Genomic DNA, 18,437 nt, shown 5'->3' on the forward strand with positions numbered 1-18,437 from the left:
AGCTGTTCTGTTGTTGAAAACCTTTGTTCTAGACACCAATATTCTTTTGCATGATGCCCATTCACTCTTTCAGTTTGGAGACAATCATGTTGTCGTCCCTGCGATCGTGATTGAAGAAATCGATTCTAAGAAGCGATTAATGAATGAGGTAGGTCGAAATGCGCGAGAATTTAGCAGAATGTATAAGAAACTGCGAGACACAAACAAAGGAAAGCTCGATCAACCGATTCCGCTTGAATCAGGAGGAACATTTCGAATTGAGTTAAATCATCGCTCTTTTGATAAATTACGAAATGAGTTTAGTGAAGAATCAAATGATAATCGTATTATTGCAGTAGCCATTAATTTAAGTGCGGATTCAATAGGTGACGTGGTCCTTGTTTCAAATGATACGTTAATGATTGCAAAAGCAGATGCGCTAAAGAAGTCACTTGATTTGCCTGCATTTTTTCCAGAGCTATATGAGAATGATCGCCTCATTGAACACGTTGAGCGACTTCATCGAGGCTATCATGAAATCCTTGTGCCCCCTGAAGTCATTGATGCTCTTTATCAGAGCGGTGAACTTTCAATGGAGAGTGTGCGAGAGTATACGACCGTGGAAGTTTATGTTCAAGATTTTATCCTTCTAAAAGATGTCTTTGGAAGCAGTCATTCGGGAATTGGGAGGGTCTTAATTCGCAATCAAAAATTGGTGGTTCAGGGATTAAATCGAGAGAGTGAACATATCTGGGGAATACTTCCAAAAAACGTCCAGCAGCGCATGCTAATGGAGCTTCTTATGGACAAAACAGTTTCCCTCGTCTGTGCGACTGGAAAAGCGGGAACGGGCAAAACCTTGCTTGCACTTGCTGCTGGACTTAGCCAGACAGAAGATGAGCAGCATTATCAAAAGCTCCTTGTCTCAAAACCTGTCGTACCCGTAGGAAATGATATCGGCTTTTTACCAGGTGAAAAAGAAGAAAAACTAAGACCATGGATTCAGCCCATTTATGACAATTTGGAATTTTTGTTTGATGCTACTAACGAAGAGGAATTGAACAACATTTTATCGGGCTTAAGAACATTAAAAGTTGAAGCATTAACATACATAAGAGGGAGAAGCATCCCAAATCAATTTGTGATTATTGATGAAGTTCAAAATTTATCCCCACATGAAGTGAAAACAATTCTAACACGGGTTGGAGAAGGAACAAAAATCGTTCTGATTGGCGACCCTGAGCAAATTGATCATCCTTACCTTGATGCTGTGAACAATGGTCTAACCTATGCGGTCGAACGTTTAAAGCAAGAAGGTGAAGTTGGGATTGTTCACTTAACAAGTACAGAACGAAGTAAGCTCGCTGAAATAGCCGCTCGTCTTCTCTAAGTAGTAAAATAGAACGACGTTCAGAGAAAAAAATATGGGAAATTAGACCATATGGAACTAGACAACCCTCGTCACTTTATCAGATAATTCAGTTAAAAGAGGGGGCGTTAAACATGAGTGAAATTCGATTAATACCATTCAAAGTAAATGCAGTCGTCCAAGAAGCGGGCATTCTACCGGACGGAGTAGAAATGATTCAAGCTCCAGCCATTTGGGATGAAGCTGAAAAAGGAAAGGGACGGATCATTGCCGTTGTAGACACCGGGTGTCAGATGGATCACCCAGATCTTCAATCTCGCATTATTGGTGGTAAAAATTTCACGCAAGATTTTGAAGGAGACGCGGACCGTTACGATGATAATAATGGACACGGCACGCATGTAGCCGGAACAATTGCCGCAACGAACGGAGAAAAAGGTGTTCAGGGTGTGGCGCCAGAATCAAAATTGCTAATTGTAAAAGTACTGAATGAGGCAGGCAGCGGATCTTATCAATCTATTATTAATGGCATTCGTTATGCCATTGATTGGAAGGGACCGGATGGAGAGCGCGTCAATGTGATTTCAATGTCTCTCGGAGGACCATCAAATGTTCCTGAACTATACGATGCAATCAAAGACGCGGTGAATCAAAATATTTCGGTTGTGTGCGCCGCTGGAAATGAAGGGGATGGCAGGGAGGATACGTCTGAATACGCTTATCCAGGAGCTTATAATGAGGTTATTGAAGTAGGGGCAGCCTCTTTTCAGCGTATGCTTGCGCCATTTTCGAATACGAATAATGAGATAGATTTAATTGCACCAGGTGTCGATATTCTTTCGACTTATCCTGGAGGAAAATATGCCGTTCTTTCTGGCACGTCCATGGCTGCCCCACACGTATCTGGAGCTCTTGCCCTTCTAAAGAATGTGGCAGAAAAAGAATTTAAGCGAACGCTCAGTGAAGCCGAAATTTATTCACAGCTCATTAAGAGAACGGTGCCCATTGGATGTTCAAAGCAAGCAGAAGGGAATGGGCTACTCGCTCTTGATCTAGTCAATCAACTTGAATCGCTCTTCAATGTTTATACGACAACATGGAGTCAAACTGAAGTGAAAGCTGAAAAAGTGATTAAATAAGATCGCAATGATGATAATAAAACGCACTGAATCACATCAGTGCGTTTTTTTCTGTTCTCTTTAATGTAGTCTATGTTAGCTTATATTGTTGATTTCTCGATTTTTGGCTCATTCGAGTGAAACCTTCGTTTCACTCGCCTTTCAGCTTTGCTGAAAGGTTGTCCTGTGATGCCCAATCGCCTGAGTAAATGAATTTGCTCGAAGCGATTGGGCATCACAGGACGTAAATGAGCCTAAAATCATCATCATTCTTTAACATAGCCTTAATGTAAAAGATGGGTCACGATTTTAAATTTAACGTACACACCCGGTACAAATGCATAGGATATTTTATGATTTGGGAAGGGATTGAAAAAAATGTACACGAATGTTAATTCTTTTGGATCACAAAGTAGTCACGGGAGTAGAGAATTTAAAGATTATGGTCCGAAACCTTTCGTTGCCAATATTAATGAAGCTACATTGCAAAACGATACGTTTCGAACGGCTTTGTGGACGGGTGACCATTTACAATTGACATTAATGAGCATCGACGTTGGAGAAGATATTGGACTGGAAAGACATGCTAATTTAGATCAGTTTCTACGTATTGAACAAGGTCAGGGAAGGGTTCAAATGGGGAAACGGAAAAATGCTTTGAATTATGAGAAAGAAGTATACGATGACTATGCTGTTTTTATTCCGGCAGGAACATGGCATAACCTAACCAATACGGGTGATGTTCCAATAAAGCTTTACTCCATTTACGCGCCACCTAATCATCCGTTTGGAACGGTTCATAAAACGAAAGAAGATGCGATAGCAGCAGAAGAAGCTGTGAATAATCGAGCTGAAAAGGTGTTTGGTAAAACACCTGACGAGTGGGTTGAATATACGGAATACCTCGTAAATGAAGGGTTAGAAGATGTAAAAAGAGGCATAAATGCGACGCACATTTTGCAGGAATTCATTTTAATGGGAGTACTGGTTGGAAAGGGGTATTCGCCTGAAAAGGCATACAAAGTAGTGGAAGAATGGGAACGTACTGGAGAATCGAAACTTCTTCAAAAAAGCAAGAAATTATCTACGTAACAGTGTAGGCTACTAGGGTCATCCCCCAAAAAAGATTCATCTCTCTTTTGGGGGATTTTGCATCTCTTTTGACTGAATTATGAAGTCTGATGTTTGGAAGTTTTTTGTTCATCATCACTCTTTTTCGAGTTTTTCTTCTTCATTTCTTCAAGCTTTTCAATCATATGTTTGTAGTCAAGCTGGCTAATGTTTGGGTAGCTGTTAATCTTTCTTCGGATTTCTTCCAATTCAGAAGGAAGGTTTTTGCGGTTATGATTAGAAAACACGGCAGCAACGGTCCCTGTAATCACCCCAATGGTCCCAATTCCGACCATCATTAAAACCGCTGCAACGATTTTTCCGGCTGCTGTTTCAGGATATAAGTCACCATAGCCGACTGTTGTTGTTGTGACAACGGCCCACCAGAGGGCATCTCCGTATGTTTCAAACTCTGGCTCAATCCATTTCATGGAAAGGGCAGAAATGAAAAGGAGGGAGATGACATAAATAAAGGCGCGGTCAACTTTATATTTTGTGAGAAATAATTCAAAAACAGAGGTACGGTGATTAATGAGGGCGACTAAACGAATGACGCGTACCAGTCGGACAAGCCTTGCCGTTCGAAACAGTTGATCAAGCGGAATAATAGCAATTAAGTCAAGTGGGTGTTGTTTAATGAATTGCCATTTATTATGACTTAAGAAGAGGCGGGTGATGTAATCAATTAAGAATAGAATCCAAATAAAGAAATCGAGTGCGGCCCCTTCAGGATCTGGTAAATCAACGACGAGTGAAAAGATTAAGAGAAGGGCGAGAGTGAATTCGTAAATCATGCCAAGAAGTTGCTTTTGCAAAGAAATCACCTTCTTTACCTGATTAGTCATTAGGTTAATCATTAGTTCGCTATTGAAAAGCTAATCCCCTGCCAAAGCAAAGACAGCTCTCTATTCATTGAGAGCTGCCTTTATGAGAACCCGATGCTTCTAGTGAGTTATGATCCCCTGGTCTCTTGATTTTTTACGTATAAAGTAAGCATCTTCAATTGTGACTTCTGCTTCTTTAAAATGAGTGAATGGTTTTGAAAAATCCATATATTTAATGTAGTAATAGTCCGGTCCTCGTTTCATATGAATCACTCGTTCGGAATCTAAAGCCGTGATTTGAGAAAGGAGAATTTGACCTTGCCATACACGTAAAGGAAGCCTTGATTTCCAAAGCGGAGTAGAGCCACTAAAGATAACTTTTCCTTCTTGAAGCCAGATCACATCATCCGCAATATCTTCCCATTCGTTTAACTCATGTGTAGCGATTAGTACAAGTCTCGTTTTGGCATATCGCGATAAAAGTGACACCACATTTTTACGTTCTCGACTATCCAGATAGTTTAAGGGCTCATCCAGGAGCAAAATAGGAGGACAATCGAGAATCGCCTGTGCAAGTCCGACTCTTTGCTTCATACCTTGTGAAAGAGTCTTAATTTTAACGCGTTTCACGTCCTGAAGGTGAAGCGCGACAATCGTTTGTTCAACAGCCTCTTCATGAACGCCACCTTTTAATTCACTCATGTAGCGTAGAAAACGACTTACTTTCATTTCTTCATAAAGCTCAATGCCGGTGGGAAGAAATCCGATATTTTTCCGTATAAAGGGAAGGGCATCGTCTATTGTTTTCCCGCCGTACTTAATCATACCTCGTTGTGGCTTTAACGCAGTAGCAATTAATTGAAGTAACGTTGATTTACCAGAGCCATTTTTGCCAACTAAAATGGTGATGCCTTTACCTAAATCTAATTCTGGAATGGAAAGAGCAAATTGTTTACGAGTATGCTTCATTTTTTCGATTTGTATCATTGGCTATCCCTCACAAATAAGATAGACGTAAGCTTTTCCGGTAAGATAAGAAAAGCATCCCGACGCCTAGGCAAAGAATAATGAGATAAGAGACGATAAACAAGATGTTCTGTTGAAACGCTTCACCAGAAATAGCATAAACCGTATAAGGTAAAACGAGGAACGTCAATACCCATCCAATCAGCGCTGCAACAAATCCTGCAATAACCCCTTTATGAAAGAGCACAAAGGCGAGTAAACCTGTTAGGAAGAGAAGAGGGGCGAACCAATGTAACAGGAAAGTAGCCGGATTAATCATCGAATTATCTTTTACAATGTAAAGGGTCGATAATAGCGCAAGTCCGATGTTCATTATTAGAACAACAAGTAGTTTACTTAAAAGCAACAGGGCTGGTGGGAAGGGTGTAATCGATTCGACCATGCGCATTTCTTTATTCCACGTTTTATAACTATAAAGGACACCAAAAAGTAAATAAATTGGAACAACGATAGGAAATAAACTATCAGATTCCATACTGCCAGAAGAAATGACCGATAGCATCGCGAAAATCAATAAGCTGATCAACCAGTATGCCCAGTGATATGAACTGAATTGATTCAAACATTGTTTTGTAAGTGAAGGCTTAGTTGGTTCAGTTTCTTCATCAAAATCAAATTCAATTTCAGAAGGTTTCAATTGATCAAAAGAATCCTGTAAAGAGATAAGGAGTTTTTGTGTATCCTCTGAACGGGGCGACGTAGCCAAATAGGACTTGAGCGGTTGCTCTAAATCTTCTTCTAACTTTTCTAACTCAAGATCGATGTTTTGCATGGCTAACTTCCTCCTTTCGAGCTAGAGATGCTTTTAGTTTCTTTAAGGCATGAAATAAGTTCGATTTGACCGTACCAAGCGGCAGTTCTAATGTTTCGGCAATTTCATGATACTTTAATTCCTGATAAAAACGTAAATAGACAATTTCTCTTTGGGTTTCTGATAAGGTATCTAACTTTTTAAGAAATTCTACTCGTGATTCCTGTCGCTCAAATAGTTCAACAACAGAAGGCACTTGATCAGGCTGATCAGGTATAAAATCGAGAATTTGTTTTTCCGATTTAAATCCTGCACTCTTCCAATAGTCTCTGCACTGGTTTGTGGCTACTTGATAGAGCCAGGGCTTTATTTTTTCAGGGATTTTCTTTGAATTCAGCTGTTTGATTAACTTTAGAAAGGTTTCCTGAACGACATCCTCTGCCTTTTTTCGATCGCGTAACATTCGCTCAAGATAGCCAAGAAGCGGTGCGTGGTAGCGATGAACAAAAGCTTCAAAAGCAGCTTGATTTCCTCGAGCCATTGCCGATACTAATTCTTCATCTGTCATGAAACCTTCTCCTTTCCTTTCTGACTTTCTTGCATTATTTCATCCCATATTTGCTGCCACTCTTCATAGGAGATAAGTGTAGATGGTTCACGAAATAAAGAGAAATCGGAAGGAAATCCCGGATCAATCCATTCTTCGCTATAAATGCGATTAAGAACCTCTTTTACTTGTTTTTCTTTTCCAGATTCAATCGCAGTTTTGATCATAGTGAAAACGCGATTTGCTTTAATCTCTTCTTCGCTATAGTTCTCCATTGGAATGTCTTCTTTAAGTGTAATCACCATGCCCTTGATGGCGGAGGCTCTTTCTTCGTTGCCATGTTCTACTTCATAAAGGTAAGTGTAAGCACTAAGAATCGCGCTTGTTACCAATTCACCATCTTCGTACCCATAAATTTCTGTACTGTCATGTAAAAGGTTAATTTGAAGAAGCAGTTTCAATAAGTATGGTTCATCGAGTTGATAGAAAGATGACTCGCTTAAAAGATAATTTTGGTCAATAAACCCTTGTTGCCTCATATAATTTGCCCAGCGAATGTTTTCAACAGGTAAGATAAAGAGATGACTCATGGGTTCGATTTCTTTCGTAAGATAGTAATCGGTATATAGAAGCCGTTTGTCCAATTCGGCCATGAATGTTTGAGCACGTTTTCGATTATAACTGGTTGTGACAATCGAAAACGGAAAATGATCTGATGTGATTGCTACGAGATCGCCTGAATAAAGGTCGAGTTTGGCGGTTTTTCCATGTAGTTTGTAAGTTCCATTTGGAGATTGATGCTCTTCGATTGTTCCAAAGGTAGGTGAAGGTGTAGTCACGGTAACGTTAAAGTCCGCCCGATTGTTCAATCCTACATTCGTTTGCGATTGACCATTTATATCATAAAGATACTGATGCCCAGGCAAAGGATACCATGCTGATTGAGATGGCATGATGATCTGGTCGTGCCCCACATACCCTGGATAGAATTCTTGACCGTAGTTAGAGGCCCAAAGCTTATATGTTCCCTCGTAATCCAATTGAATGACGGGTGTGTTTGTTTGATCAGGTAATGAAATCGTTATAAAATCATTTTCTCTTGTAAACGGAACAGGCTGATGATCGATCATCACATTTTTAACCTTAAAGGTTTGATTCAATGTGAATTTGATGACATCATTCGTTGAAAATTCAGCTTCCGGTAGGGTAAGATATGCTTCAACATAAAGAGAGTCACCTTTTTGCTGATTGATTGAAAGATCATATTGCTTAATGTCAAAGCGGTCTGGTTGATAGAGAGCTCCTTCCTTTTCCAAAAGTCCATCTGGATGAGGAAGAGGCGGGAATGTCATGTAGCTATGTTCACCGTCTTGCCCACTTGTGATAAACGGTGACTCTTCTTTTATCTCGCTAAATTCTCTCATTCTTTCATTCCAGAAAGATGCGTAGGGAAGGTAAGAAAGAATAACGAGCCCAGCACTTAGAATCAGTAACCCTCTCCATAGCCTGTCGTATTGATGAGGCCTCCGAATATTAAGGATAAAGATGATCAGTACAAGAAGAAAGGCTGCAACCGTCGTAACAAAGAGACGCTGCAATTGTATTTCCTCTTTCATCAATTGAATTCCCCACGTCCCGTTAATAAGGACAGAATCAACAAATAAGTACGTAAGGTGGAAGGCTTTTAAATAAAAAAGTTCTCCCTGGTTAATAATGAAAATCTCCATAAATAGCGTTCCAAACATCCAGGCACAGAACGCGATTAAATAGACAAACCGATTTTTAATTAGAACTGATAAAAGCATGCCAAGAGATAAGCTAATCAAAAAGGTCACTTCATATTGAATAAAGAAGAATTGTATAGTCATAGCCGTTTCTTCTATGGCGATGTTCTCGCTCGTCGCAAATAGAAAGTAAGTGGCTGACATGAGAACCGTAAAAATCGTCATATAGAGAAGGGCAGATACAAATTTAGCAGATATGAAAATAAAATTAGATACAGGAAAGGATTGATGCCATTCAAAAGACTCATTTCCCACATCACGACGAATGAGGTAGACTCCGATCAAAATACATAAGCCGGTTACAAGAATGAAAATAAGCGAGTGAGTGGTTTCATATGTCGTTCGATAGAGATTCCCATGAATGCCTTCCTGATTCGTATTCATGCTCAAAAGTAACCAGATGAAGTAAAGGGATGGAAGAGGGGTGAAAATCCAACTTTTAAACAAGAACGATAATTCAAGTTTAAATTGAACCATCCATTTTCTCATGTGCCATCACGCCCAATCAGTGCCATATATCCTTCTTCAAGAGTGGGATTGACGGCTTCCGCAAACTCAAACGGTGCCACAGGTGAAATGGCTCGACAGCGCAACCCTTCAGCTTTTCGTTTTGTTAACGTCATTTGTAGTCCTGCAAGTCGATCCCAATCCTCCTCCTCAAGATCGAATTCCCAAACAACACCGTTACCTTTACACTGTAGCTCAGAAGGTGACCCGTTAAAGATAATCTGTCCTTTATTTAAAACGATTAAGGTGTCACAACTTGATTCAATATCATCTACGATGTGCGTTGATAAAATGACGGTTCTTCTACTCGACACATCTGCCATAATATTGCGAAAACGTAACCGTTCTTCAGGGTCGAGACCTGCTGATGGTTCATCAAAGATCATGAGGGTGGGTTCACTATACAGTGCCTGGGCAATACCCAGCCGCTGTTTCATTCCATTCGAGAACGTCCTGATTTTTTGATTTTGTTGACTCCTTAAGTTAAGAGCATCGAGTAAGCGGTTCTTTTCTCGTTCATGGTCATAAAACCCATCCCGCTTTAGCTGTCCCACGTAATCAAGAAACTCGGATGCAGTAAGTTGTGGATACAGCTGAAAATGTTGAGGAAGATAGCCAATATCTTTGCGAACACTTGACGCTTCTTTTTGAATCGAATAACCATTGACAATAATATCTCCAAAAGAAGGTTTTGATACAGCGGCTAGCATTCTCATAAACGTTGTTTTTCCAGCACCATTAGGCCCAATTAGCCCAATCATTCCTCCTTCAATCGTTAAATTGAGATCGTGGAGGACTTTCTTTTTCTTAAACTGCTTGGTTAGATGAGATACTTCAATCACAGGTGTTCATCCTTTAAACATTATTCTACTGCTAAGACGATTGTTAGCGTGAAAAGGTTTTGTCAAACAAAAAACCTCTGCACAATTCGTGCAGAGGAATAGCTTTACAACGGTAAAACGTAAAACAGAACACAGAAGAAGTGAGCGAGTGTCCCGCCTACAACAAATAAATGCCAGACAGCATGATGGTATTTAAACGCTCTCCATACATAGAACACGGCACCGATCGTATACAGGATGCCTCCAATGATGAGAAGCATCATTCCGTTCGGATGTAAGTTCTGCGTAAGTGGATTCCAGGCAAGAACGATAAGCCAACCCATAAGAACGTAAAGAATCGTAGAGATGAAAAGAAATCTTTTAACAAAATAAGCTTTGAAAACTGTTCCAATAATGGCAAGACCCCACACAATTCCGAATAATGTCCAGCCAAGCCAGCCTTCAATGACGATAAATAAGAAAGGAGTATACGTACCTGCGATAAAAAAATAAATGGAAGAGTGATCAAGTATTTCAAAAAAGTCTTTTGCTTTTCCAGGAGGAAAACTATGCACGAGAGTAGATGCCGTGTATAGCAGCAACATCGTTGTGCCAAAAAGGGTAAAGCTAACAATATGCCAGGCCGTTCCGTAAAGTGATGCAAAGACAATTAGTATGACGAGAGCAGCCAGACTAATGATCGCTCCAATTCCATGAGTGATATAATTTGCGCGTTCTTCACCAACCGTAAACGTATGAGTTGTCATAAGCATCATTCCTTAAGATCAATTACTAGAAGTATACTACAGGATTCCCCGCACGTCATTGTTGTGAAAGTCTCATTTTTGATCTCTAAGTTTTTCAGCTTCTTTTAAGAGGTGATAGGTATAAAAATCTTTTTCCTTTATTTGCTCGGTGACAGCTTCCATTACAAGGAATTCTTCCGCAATTTCTTCTCGCATAGCCGTAAGAAGTTTTTCACTATCAGAAGTAACTAATTTATTCTTTTCGTTCATAACCATTCGCTCCTTTAACATGAAATGATAGTATCATTCTGCCAAAGAATACCGAATTTATTCTAATTAAGCTTTGTTTTCTTGTTATCTTTCAAAATGGATCGATAGACATGATAACCGCTCGTCGATACGCCAATCGTACCAGCACCAGGAAATACGCTGTCGCCACAAAGCCATAGGCCATCTAGTCCAGTGCGATGAGAAAGACTGTTAAACAGACTATATTCGTTTGTTTGGGGAAAGCCACCTACCATACCTTTTGGTCTTTTCGTAAAACGCTCCCATGCTCGAGGAGCTCCTGTCATCTGTAACTCAATCCCGCTTCTTATATGTGGAATGACGCGTTCAATCCCAGTTAGCATCTTTTCGGTAAGTTCTTGTTTATACTGATCATATTTCTCTTTTGTATCCCAGTGATGGAGTTCGGTATGTGTACTGACGGTTAACGTTCGAAAGCCAGCCGGTGCACGGTTAAGGTCGTTCGACTTTGATAGTGATAAAAATAGATGATTTCCCTCTGTCATGTCTCCCTCAGAGGAAAGCACCTGGCTAAACAGCGCAGTATAATTAGGAATGACTTTCTCATCCAAAGCAAGGTACATTGTAAAAGCGCCCCACTGAGATAGTTGGCTTCTCTTTAATAACTTTGAAGGAAGCTGTTTTTGAAGTGGCTCTGGGAGAAGGGGAACAAAACTCTGTACCGGTAAGTTGTTCACAAGATGATCCGCTTTCCACCGTTCTCCCTTTTGATCAATGGCCACCCAACGGTTATGTTCGCGGCGAATGGTTTGAACTTGTTTCCTGCGATACGTTTTCCCGCCGTTATTCTCAATATATTGCTGAAGGATTTCAGCAACCCGGTATAATCCCCCTTCCGTGTAATAAGCGCCTTCATGGTAAATGTCGAGAGCAAGAGCCCCCATCAGGGCCGAACAATTTTCACTTGTTGCTTGCATACTATCAATTAACTGTCCATCTATAAAATGCTTGAAACCCGTTGCCTTCATAAGGTTATGTTTCAAAAGAAGATCGCCCATTGTTTTTCTTAAGTATGGGAGAAGAAGCGGAGTGCCGGGTTTTAGAGACAGAAGCAGACCTCTCCATTCCGCGAATGTAACCGGTGGAACAACCGGAAGGGGATCAATTAGTTTTCGAATTTCTGCACCCATTTTCCATATCTCCTGGTAGAAGGAAACAATTTTTTCAGCGTAATCTGGGAATTGAATCGCACATTCTGATAAGTGACGATTTCGATCAGAATAGTAAGGCATGACCCGACTCCCCTGGTAAATTCTCATAATTTCATCCATTGCTATGGCGGGAAACGATAGTCCTAATTCTTTGAAAATCCGATGATGTAAGCCGCCTTCTTCAAAGCCCATTCCCATCGTTGCGCCAACTGGAAAAAGAAACTTTCCTCTGCTGAACTTTCCAGCAGATCCCCCCCATTCATTTGAGGCTTCAAGTATTGTCACTTGGTAACCTTCTTTTGTCAGTAAGGCTCCAGTCGTTAGTCCACCGATCCCCCCACCAATCACAATGATCTCCATTTTAATCCCTCCATCGTGCTCCACATTCCATTTCCTTCTATTATAATGGTGATCAGGATACATATCATGTTTCAGTATGTCTTACAGATAGAGAGATTTAATGAAAATTCCATGTTTGTACCGTGGTACTTGTCCAGCCAATTAGAGCGAATCGACATAAGATAATGTAAAGAGTGAGGTCAGGTCCCCCCCTTTTGTAAATACTCACTCTTTGTGACCCATAAGTTTGAGTCAGAATTTATTCTGACTCTTTTTTTGTTTCAGTAAACGTGATGTTTCTTTCGTCGGCCCTCTATCAGAGCAGTTTGTTTTCGAACCTTGTAAAGAAGGGGGAATCAGCCTTGCTTGAAATTATCGAAATTGGAACAAATGAGCATGGACGAGAGCTAACGATTCGAGAGCTTATTAAGGTTCTTGAAGAACATCCTCTTGATCCTGCCTTTGAAGAAAGCGGAAACTTTATTTTTCCATATCAGCCCGTCCGTGATGCAAAACGCTATGAAGGTTGCCGAGCTTTTTTTGGTGACTTTGCGATGATCTCCTGTCGTTTCTTTATTGTGACAGATGAGAAGGTACTGATAGACGAGTTAATTAAGGCGATCAAAGAAAATCAAGAACGTATTGATTATGGAAGATTAAGAGATGTCCAGGTGAATGGTCGAGTATCCTCTTAAATATGCTATACTTAGGATATTCTGCGTGTGATTGGAGTGAAAGAAATGAGTCTTGAAACACTTCAGGAACAAGTTGATGGCTTGATGGACAAATACACCGAACTTCTTCTTGGAGATACAAGTCCTGAGCTTAAGGAAAAAGTAAAGCTTTGGGCCATGTACACGCATCTCTCCAAAACGATGCCTCCATTAGCGAAGCACTGGAACCAAACGTATCCTGATGCAAAAGATGCCATGAAAGAGTTGGTGGCTGAAATTAAAACCATGAACGAGGAGCACCGAAAAGCTCAAGCGTCAAATAAAGAAGCTGATTAATGAAACCAGGATTTTCTCCTGGTTTCATTTTTTCGTGTAGACCCAATTTTATATGGGCAGCCATAAATGAAGAAAAGCAAAGGATCCGAAAGCCACGATCGGAAATATACTAGTGTATCGTTTATACTTTCTAATTAGTGGGGTATAGAGTAAAAAGATAGTTAAAATTTAACAGGATTAATTCGAGAGAAAATCTATCAAAACTAGCCGAATCTTTAGCATATCATGGTAGAATAGGAGAAGAGGCGAAATATGGCGGTATTTGATACTATATGCCGATTTTCTCCAAAATATATTTTTTATAACGCTTTGTATGCGTTTTCATGGAGGGGTTATGATGGAACAAGTAATGCGTAATTTCTTTTTATACATGGGGAAGAATAGAGTAGCAACAAAAGTAGCGAAGCGGTATGGTATGCGTTTTGGAGCAAGCCGATTTGTAGCCGGTGCGTCTCTTGATAGTTCCGTAAACGCGATAAAAAGGTTAAATCAAAAAGGATTATCTGTTACGATCGATCATTTAGGTGAATTTGTTGATAATGCCGCCGAGGCTGATGAAATGACAAATCATTGTATTGAAGCGATTGAGCGAATTGCAGCAGAGAAGCTGGATTCACAGCTTTCTCTTAAACTCACATCAATGGGACTCGATATTGATGATGAGATCACGATGAAAAATATGCGTCGCATTCTCGAAGCCGCCGATCGACACGACGTTTTTGTGACAATCGATATGGAAGATTTCGAGAGATGTGGGAAAACCATTGAAATTTTCACTAAGCTTAAGAAAGAATTTGCGAATATTGGAACAGTTCTGCAAGCGTATTTGTACCGGGTAGCTAACGATGTTGAGAAGCTGAATGAGCTCTCACCTAACCTGAGACTTGTGAAAGGTGCCTATAAAGAATCCCATAAAGTAGCTTTTCCAGACAAAAAAGATGTGGATGAAAATTTTAAAAAGATTATTAAAATGCATTTGTTAAATGGGAATTATACAGCCATTGCTACTCACGATAACCAGATTATTGAATACACAAAGCAACTCGTTAAAGAATACAATATTCCGCACACACAATTTGAGTTTCAAATGCTCTATGGGATCTGTGTAGAAAAACAAGAAGAACTTCTTAAAGAAGGGTACAAAATGCGCGTCTACGTCCCTTATGGAAAAGACTGGTACGGCTATTTTATGAGAAGACTGGCCGAGCGACCTGCAAACGTAGCCTTTGTGTTAAAAGGTATGATGAAATAAGAAAAGGCGGGCGATTGTCCGCTTTTACAACAAGTCCAGAAGAAGTCGTAAAATTTTGTTAAAAAAATAAGTGTGGTATATTGCTAAATTTCAGAATATATTTTATAGTAGAGACAGAGGAAATGATCTCGCTCTTTTTTTTGAGACAAAAATGAATGAGCATTCATTCAACAGGGGAGGTTCGCTATGACACGTAGCATTCATAAAGTAGCTGTATTAGGAGCAGGAGTAATGGGATCAGGCATTGCCGCCCACCTGGCGAATGTAGGAATTCCAAGTTTGTTATTGGATATTGCACCAAAAGAACCAAACGAGAAGGAAAAAGCCAAAGGCCTTACGCTAGCTGATCGCTCGGTCAGAAACAGACTTGCATCAGAAGCGATTGAGAAGTTAAAGAAACAAAAGCCTGCACCACTTTCGAAAAAAGATCACATTCAATTAATTGAAGCAGGAAATATGGAAGATGATATGGAGCGCTTGCAGGAAGTTGACTGGATCATTGAAGTGGTCGTTGAAAACCTGGAAATTAAGAAAAAAGTATATGAAAAAGTAGATCAATTTAGAAGACCCGGCACGATTGTTAGCTCGAATACGTCGGGTATTTCCGTAGAAGCAATGGCTGAAGGAAGATCAGAAGATTTCAGAAAACACTTTCTTGGTACCCATTTCTTTAACCCACCTAGATATCTAAAGCTTCTTGAAGTGATCCCTACGAAAGACACAGATCCAGAAGTTCTTTCTTATATGAAAACTTTTGGTGAGGATACTCTCGGTAAAGGTGTTGTTGAGACGAAAGATACACCAAACTTTATTGCGAATCGTATCGGGACTTATGGTCTTCTTGTAACAGTGAGAGAAATGCTAAACCGCGGGTTTTCAGTTGGTGAGGTAGATTCTGTTACTGGTCCAGCAATTGGCCGTCCAAAAAGTGCCACGTTCAGAACACTTGATGTTGTTGGGCTTGATACGTTTATCCACGTAGCAAACAACGTTTTTGAGCAGGTTGAGGGCGATGAGAAAGAAGTTTTCCGCATTCCTGAATTTATGCAGCAGATGAAAGAAAAAGGCTGGATTGGAGCAAAAGCGGGTCAGGGCTTTTTTGTAAAACAAAAAGGCGCAAAAGGTAGCGAAATTTTAGAGTTGAATCCAAGGTCGCTTGAATATGAACCAAGACAGAAATTAAAAACGGCTTCTGTTGAGGCGAGTAAACAAGCGAAGTCAAAAGCGGATAAACTGAAAGCGCTTGCTTATGCGAATGATCGCGCTGGTGAATTAATCTGGAACATTATGAAGCCTGTACTCCTCTATTCTGCTGAGAAAGCTTATGAAATTGCAGATGATATCGATGCCGTCGATCGTGCAATGAAATGGGGCTTTGGCTGGGAAATGGGTCCGTTCGAAACGTGGGACGCACTCGGAGTAGAGAAGTCGGTGGCTCGAATGAAAGAAGAAGGGGAAACGGTTCCTGAATGGGTTGATCAGATGCTGGCTTCAGGTCAAACCTCTTTCTATAAACAGGAAGGCGCCACTCAATCTTTCTATCATAAAGGTGATCAGAAAGTAGTCGAAGAGAGTAAGAAGATTATTCATCTTAAAGGACTAAAAGCTCAGAATCGTGTAATTAAGAAAAATACAGGCGCAACGCTACTTGACCTTGGCGATGGCGTGGCAGGCCTTGAGTTTCATTCTCCAAATAATGCGATTGGGATGGATATTCTCCAGATGATCAATGAAGCTGTTGATGAAACGGAGAAGAACTTTGAAGGGCTTGTGATTGGGAACCAGGGTAAGAATTTCTGCGTTGGTGCCAATGTTGCTTACATGTTAATGGAAGCTCAGGATGATAATTTCTTTGAAATTGAAATGGTTGCAAGGAAGTTCCAACAGTCAATGGGCCGTATCCGTTATTCGAAGAAACCAGTTGTTGCAGCACCATTCCAAATGACGCTAGGCGGCGGAGCGGAAGTATGTATGCCAGCTGCCTCCATTCAAGCATCATTTGAAACCTACATGGGTCTTGTAGAAGTAGGGGTTGGTTTAATCCCGGGTGGAGGCGGAAACAAAGAGCTTTATCTTCGCCAGTTAGAACAAACACCACCTGGAGTGAATGTCAATCTTACCGACATTGCAGCCAATGTGTTTGAAACCATCGCAATGGCGAAAGTGTCAACCTCGGCACATGAAGCAATGGAGAGAGGATTTATTCGGCCTCAGGATGGGATTAGTGCTAACGCGGACCACGTCCTTCATGATGCAAAGGAAAAGGTGTTATTCCTTGCTGAACAGGGCTATCAGCCGCCTGTATCTAAAAAGATCCCAGTTGCAGGCGAAGCAGGTTATGCTGCAATGCTAATGGGAGCAAAAACGATGAAGTGGAGCGGCTACTTGTCCGATCATGATTTGACGATTGCAACGAAGCTTGCTCATGTCATTGCAGGCGGAAAAGTAAAAGAAGGAACACTTGTCGATGAACAGTATCTACTTGATCTTGAGCGTGAAGCGTTCCTCAGCCTGCTAGGAGAGCCAAAAACGCAAGCAAGAATGCAGCACATGTTAGTAAAAGGAAAGCCGCTGCGTAACTAGTATGGAGGAGGGAAGTTTGATGAGAGAAGCAGTTATTGTATCTGGAGCAAGAACACCTGTAGGAAAAGCTAATCGTGGAACGCTTGCAAATATGCGTCCTGACGACCTTGGGGCCATTGCCGTTGCGGAAACGCTTAAGCGTGCAGGCGGTTATGATGGTGAAATAGATGACGTGATTATCGGATGTGCTATCCCTGAAGCGGAACAGGGGTTAAATGTCGCAAGAATGGTAGGGGCCAGAGCGGGCCTTTCGGAAACCGTACCAGCGATTACAATCAATCGCTATTGCTCTTCTGGATTGCAAAGCATTGCCTATTCCGCTGAGCGAATTATGCTTGGGCAGTCAGAAACAATTCTAGCTGGTGGCGTAGAGTCTATGAGTCTTGTACCTATGGGCGGGCATGTGATCAAGCCAAATCCTGCTCTTGTAGAAGAAAAACCTGAATACATTATGGGGATGGGGCATACGGCGGAAGAAGTGGCGCGTCGCTTTGAAATTAGCCGAGAAGATCAGGATGCTTTTGCGCTAAGAAGTCATCAGCGTGCAGCACAGGCAATTAAAGATGGTAAATTCCAGGATGAAATTGTTCCAGTAGAAGTGACAAAAAAGTGGATTGATGAGAAAAACAAGCTTCAAGAAAAGAAATTTCTTTTTTCACAAGATGAAGGAGTACGTGCGGATACATCTCTAGATGTTCTTGGAAAACTGCGTCCGGTCTTTAATGTGAGGGGTTCTGTTACAGCAGGGAACTCTTCTCAAACAAGTGATGGAGCAGCGAGCGTCCTCGTCATGGATCGTGAAAAAGCAGAGAGCGAAGGATTAGCGCCAATGGCAAAATTCCGATCGTTTGCAGTAGCAGGAGTAGCGCCAGAAATCATGGGAGTTGGCCCAATTGAAGCCATCCCTAAAGCACTTCGTCTTGCAGGCCTTGAACTATCAGATATTGGATTGTTTGAACTAAACGAAGCTTTTGCTTCTCAATCACTTCGCGTTATTCGAAAGCTCGGTCTTGATGAAGAGAAAGTGAATGTAAACGGAGGCGCCATTGCTCTTGGGCATCCACTTGGATGTACTGGAACGAAGCTAACGCTTAGTTTAATTCATGAAATGAAGCGTCGCGGAGAACAGTTTGGTGTTGTCACAATGTGTATTGGAGGCGGCATGGGTGCTGCTGGTGTGTTTGAAATTCTATAAACAATGAAAACGGAGG

General features: G+C 41.0%; 17 protein-coding genes. 8 read left to right on the forward strand and 9 right to left on the reverse strand.

The annotated features are described in order from the left end of the window. Window positions 1–7: 7 nt before the first annotated feature. From LC090_RS04420 to LC090_RS04430, 3 genes are all read left to right on the forward strand, one after another. A complete protein-coding gene (locus LC090_RS04420; protein ID WP_226656580.1) occupies window positions 8–1,369 on the forward strand; it encodes a PhoH family protein in 1,362 nt (453 codons plus the stop codon). A 113-nt stretch (window positions 1,370–1,482) separates the two neighbouring features. Continuing rightward, window positions 1,483–2,487 carry a S8 family peptidase gene (locus tag LC090_RS04425; protein ID WP_226655634.1) on the forward strand — a complete coding sequence of 335 codons (1,005 nt, stop codon included), beginning with the start codon at window positions 1,483–1,485 and terminating at the stop codon, window positions 2,485–2,487. A gap of 357 nt (window positions 2,488–2,844) precedes the next feature. Continuing rightward, on the forward strand, window positions 2,845–3,558 hold the full coding sequence (locus LC090_RS04430) for a cupin domain-containing protein (RefSeq protein ID WP_226655636.1): 714 nt from the start codon (window positions 2,845–2,847) through the stop codon (window positions 3,556–3,558). A gap of 77 nt (window positions 3,559–3,635) precedes the next feature. Here LC090_RS04430 and LC090_RS04435 read toward each other — a convergent pair whose 3' ends face one another. From LC090_RS04435 to LC090_RS04475, 9 genes are all read right to left on the reverse strand, one after another. Next, the gene (locus tag LC090_RS04435) at window positions 3,636–4,391 is read right to left on the reverse strand and encodes a potassium channel family protein (RefSeq protein ID WP_226655638.1); all 756 of its coding nucleotides are present in this window, start codon (window positions 4,389–4,391) and stop codon (window positions 3,636–3,638) included. A 129-nt stretch (window positions 4,392–4,520) separates the two neighbouring features. Continuing rightward, a complete protein-coding gene (locus LC090_RS04440; RefSeq protein ID WP_226655640.1) occupies window positions 4,521–5,387 on the reverse strand; it encodes an ATP-binding cassette domain-containing protein in 867 nt (288 codons plus the stop codon). Between the two features lie 10 nt (window positions 5,388–5,397). Further along, window positions 5,398–6,198 carry a hypothetical protein gene (locus tag LC090_RS04445; protein ID WP_226655642.1) on the reverse strand — a complete coding sequence of 267 codons (801 nt, stop codon included), beginning with the start codon at window positions 6,196–6,198 and terminating at the stop codon, window positions 5,398–5,400. Then, entirely contained in the window at window positions 6,179–6,745 is a 567-nt protein-coding gene (locus LC090_RS04450) for an RNA polymerase sigma factor (protein ID WP_226655644.1), read from the reverse strand. Before LC090_RS04450 ends, LC090_RS04445 begins: the two co-directional genes overlap by 20 nt. Beyond that, window positions 6,742–8,997, reverse strand: coding sequence for an ABC transporter permease/M1 family aminopeptidase (locus tag LC090_RS04455; protein WP_226655646.1), 2,256 nt, complete (start codon window positions 8,995–8,997; stop codon window positions 6,742–6,744). The genes LC090_RS04450 and LC090_RS04455 overlap by 4 nt, the downstream gene beginning before the upstream one ends. Then, window positions 8,994–9,857, reverse strand: a complete 864-nt coding sequence (locus LC090_RS04460; RefSeq protein WP_226655648.1) for an ATP-binding cassette domain-containing protein — start codon at window positions 9,855–9,857, stop codon at window positions 8,994–8,996. Before LC090_RS04460 ends, LC090_RS04455 begins: the two co-directional genes overlap by 4 nt. A 104-nt stretch (window positions 9,858–9,961) precedes the next feature. After that, window positions 9,962–10,609: a PAQR family membrane homeostasis protein TrhA gene (trhA, locus tag LC090_RS04465; RefSeq protein WP_226656582.1), complete on the reverse strand. Its 648-nt coding sequence runs from the start codon at window positions 10,607–10,609 to the stop codon at window positions 9,962–9,964. A 66-nt stretch (window positions 10,610–10,675) separates the two neighbouring features. Further along, the gene (locus LC090_RS04470; RefSeq protein WP_226655650.1) at window positions 10,676–10,852 is read right to left on the reverse strand and encodes a hypothetical protein; all 177 of its coding nucleotides are present in this window, start codon (window positions 10,850–10,852) and stop codon (window positions 10,676–10,678) included. A gap of 62 nt (window positions 10,853–10,914) precedes the next feature. Continuing rightward, window positions 10,915–12,402, reverse strand: a complete 1,488-nt coding sequence (locus LC090_RS04475; RefSeq protein WP_226655652.1) for an FAD-dependent oxidoreductase — start codon at window positions 12,400–12,402, stop codon at window positions 10,915–10,917. Between the two features lie 341 nt (window positions 12,403–12,743). On the opposite strand from LC090_RS04475, the gene LC090_RS04480 reads away from it, so the two are divergent. From LC090_RS04480 to LC090_RS04500, 5 genes are all read left to right on the forward strand, one after another. Continuing rightward, the gene (locus LC090_RS04480) at window positions 12,744–13,076 is read left to right on the forward strand and encodes a hypothetical protein (protein WP_224592336.1); all 333 of its coding nucleotides are present in this window, start codon (window positions 12,744–12,746) and stop codon (window positions 13,074–13,076) included. 45 nt (window positions 13,077–13,121) lie between these two features. After that, window positions 13,122–13,391, forward strand: coding sequence for a YusU family protein (locus LC090_RS04485; RefSeq protein WP_226655654.1), 270 nt, complete (start codon window positions 13,122–13,124; stop codon window positions 13,389–13,391). Window positions 13,392–13,728: 337 nt separating this feature from the next. Beyond that, window positions 13,729–14,643: a proline dehydrogenase family protein gene (locus tag LC090_RS04490; RefSeq protein WP_226656583.1), complete on the forward strand. Its 915-nt coding sequence runs from the start codon at window positions 13,729–13,731 to the stop codon at window positions 14,641–14,643. Window positions 14,644–14,829: 186 nt separating this feature from the next. Then, entirely contained in the window at window positions 14,830–17,226 is a 2,397-nt protein-coding gene (locus LC090_RS04495) for a 3-hydroxyacyl-CoA dehydrogenase/enoyl-CoA hydratase family protein (RefSeq protein WP_226655657.1), read from the forward strand. A gap of 19 nt (window positions 17,227–17,245) precedes the next feature. Then, window positions 17,246–18,421: an acetyl-CoA C-acetyltransferase gene (locus LC090_RS04500; protein ID WP_226655658.1), complete on the forward strand. Its 1,176-nt coding sequence runs from the start codon at window positions 17,246–17,248 to the stop codon at window positions 18,419–18,421. The last annotated feature ends 16 nt before the right edge of the window (window positions 18,422–18,437 follow it).

The organism is Guptibacillus hwajinpoensis (assembly GCF_020524165.1).
Classification (GTDB): Bacteria; Bacillota; Bacilli; order Bacillales; family Guptibacillaceae; genus Guptibacillus; species Guptibacillus hwajinpoensis_D.

Excerpts from the sequence above, each read along its gene's own strand:
- LC090_RS04425 (WP_226655634.1), top strand. The coding sequence starts at position 1,483 with ATGAGTGAAATTCGATTAATACCATTCAAAGTAAATGCAGTCGTCCAA.
- LC090_RS04430 (WP_226655636.1), top strand. The coding sequence starts at position 2,845 with ATGTACACGAATGTTAATTCTTTTGGATCACAAAGTAGTCACGGGAGT.
- LC090_RS04440 (WP_226655640.1), bottom strand. The coding sequence starts at position 5,387 with ATGATACAAATCGAAAAAATGAAGCATACTCGTAAACAATTTGCTCTT.
- LC090_RS04445 (WP_226655642.1), bottom strand. The coding sequence starts at position 6,198 with ATGCAAAACATCGATCTTGAGTTAGAAAAGTTAGAAGAAGATTTAGAG.
- LC090_RS04450 (WP_226655644.1), bottom strand. The coding sequence starts at position 6,745 with ATGACAGATGAAGAATTAGTATCGGCAATGGCTCGAGGAAATCAAGCT.
- LC090_RS04455 (WP_226655646.1), bottom strand. The coding sequence starts at position 8,997 with ATGAGAAAATGGATGGTTCAATTTAAACTTGAATTATCGTTCTTGTTT.
- trhA (WP_226656582.1), bottom strand. The coding sequence starts at position 10,609 with ATGCTTATGACAACTCATACGTTTACGGTTGGTGAAGAACGCGCAAAT.
- LC090_RS04470 (WP_226655650.1), bottom strand. The coding sequence starts at position 10,852 with ATGAACGAAAAGAATAAATTAGTTACTTCTGATAGTGAAAAACTTCTT.
- LC090_RS04475 (WP_226655652.1), bottom strand. The coding sequence starts at position 12,402 with ATGGAGATCATTGTGATTGGTGGGGGGATCGGTGGACTAACGACTGGA.
- LC090_RS04485 (WP_226655654.1), top strand. The coding sequence starts at position 13,122 with ATGAGTCTTGAAACACTTCAGGAACAAGTTGATGGCTTGATGGACAAA.
- LC090_RS04490 (WP_226656583.1), top strand. The coding sequence starts at position 13,729 with ATGGAACAAGTAATGCGTAATTTCTTTTTATACATGGGGAAGAATAGA.
- LC090_RS04495 (WP_226655657.1), top strand. The coding sequence starts at position 14,830 with ATGACACGTAGCATTCATAAAGTAGCTGTATTAGGAGCAGGAGTAATG.
- LC090_RS04500 (WP_226655658.1), top strand. The coding sequence starts at position 17,246 with ATGAGAGAAGCAGTTATTGTATCTGGAGCAAGAACACCTGTAGGAAAA.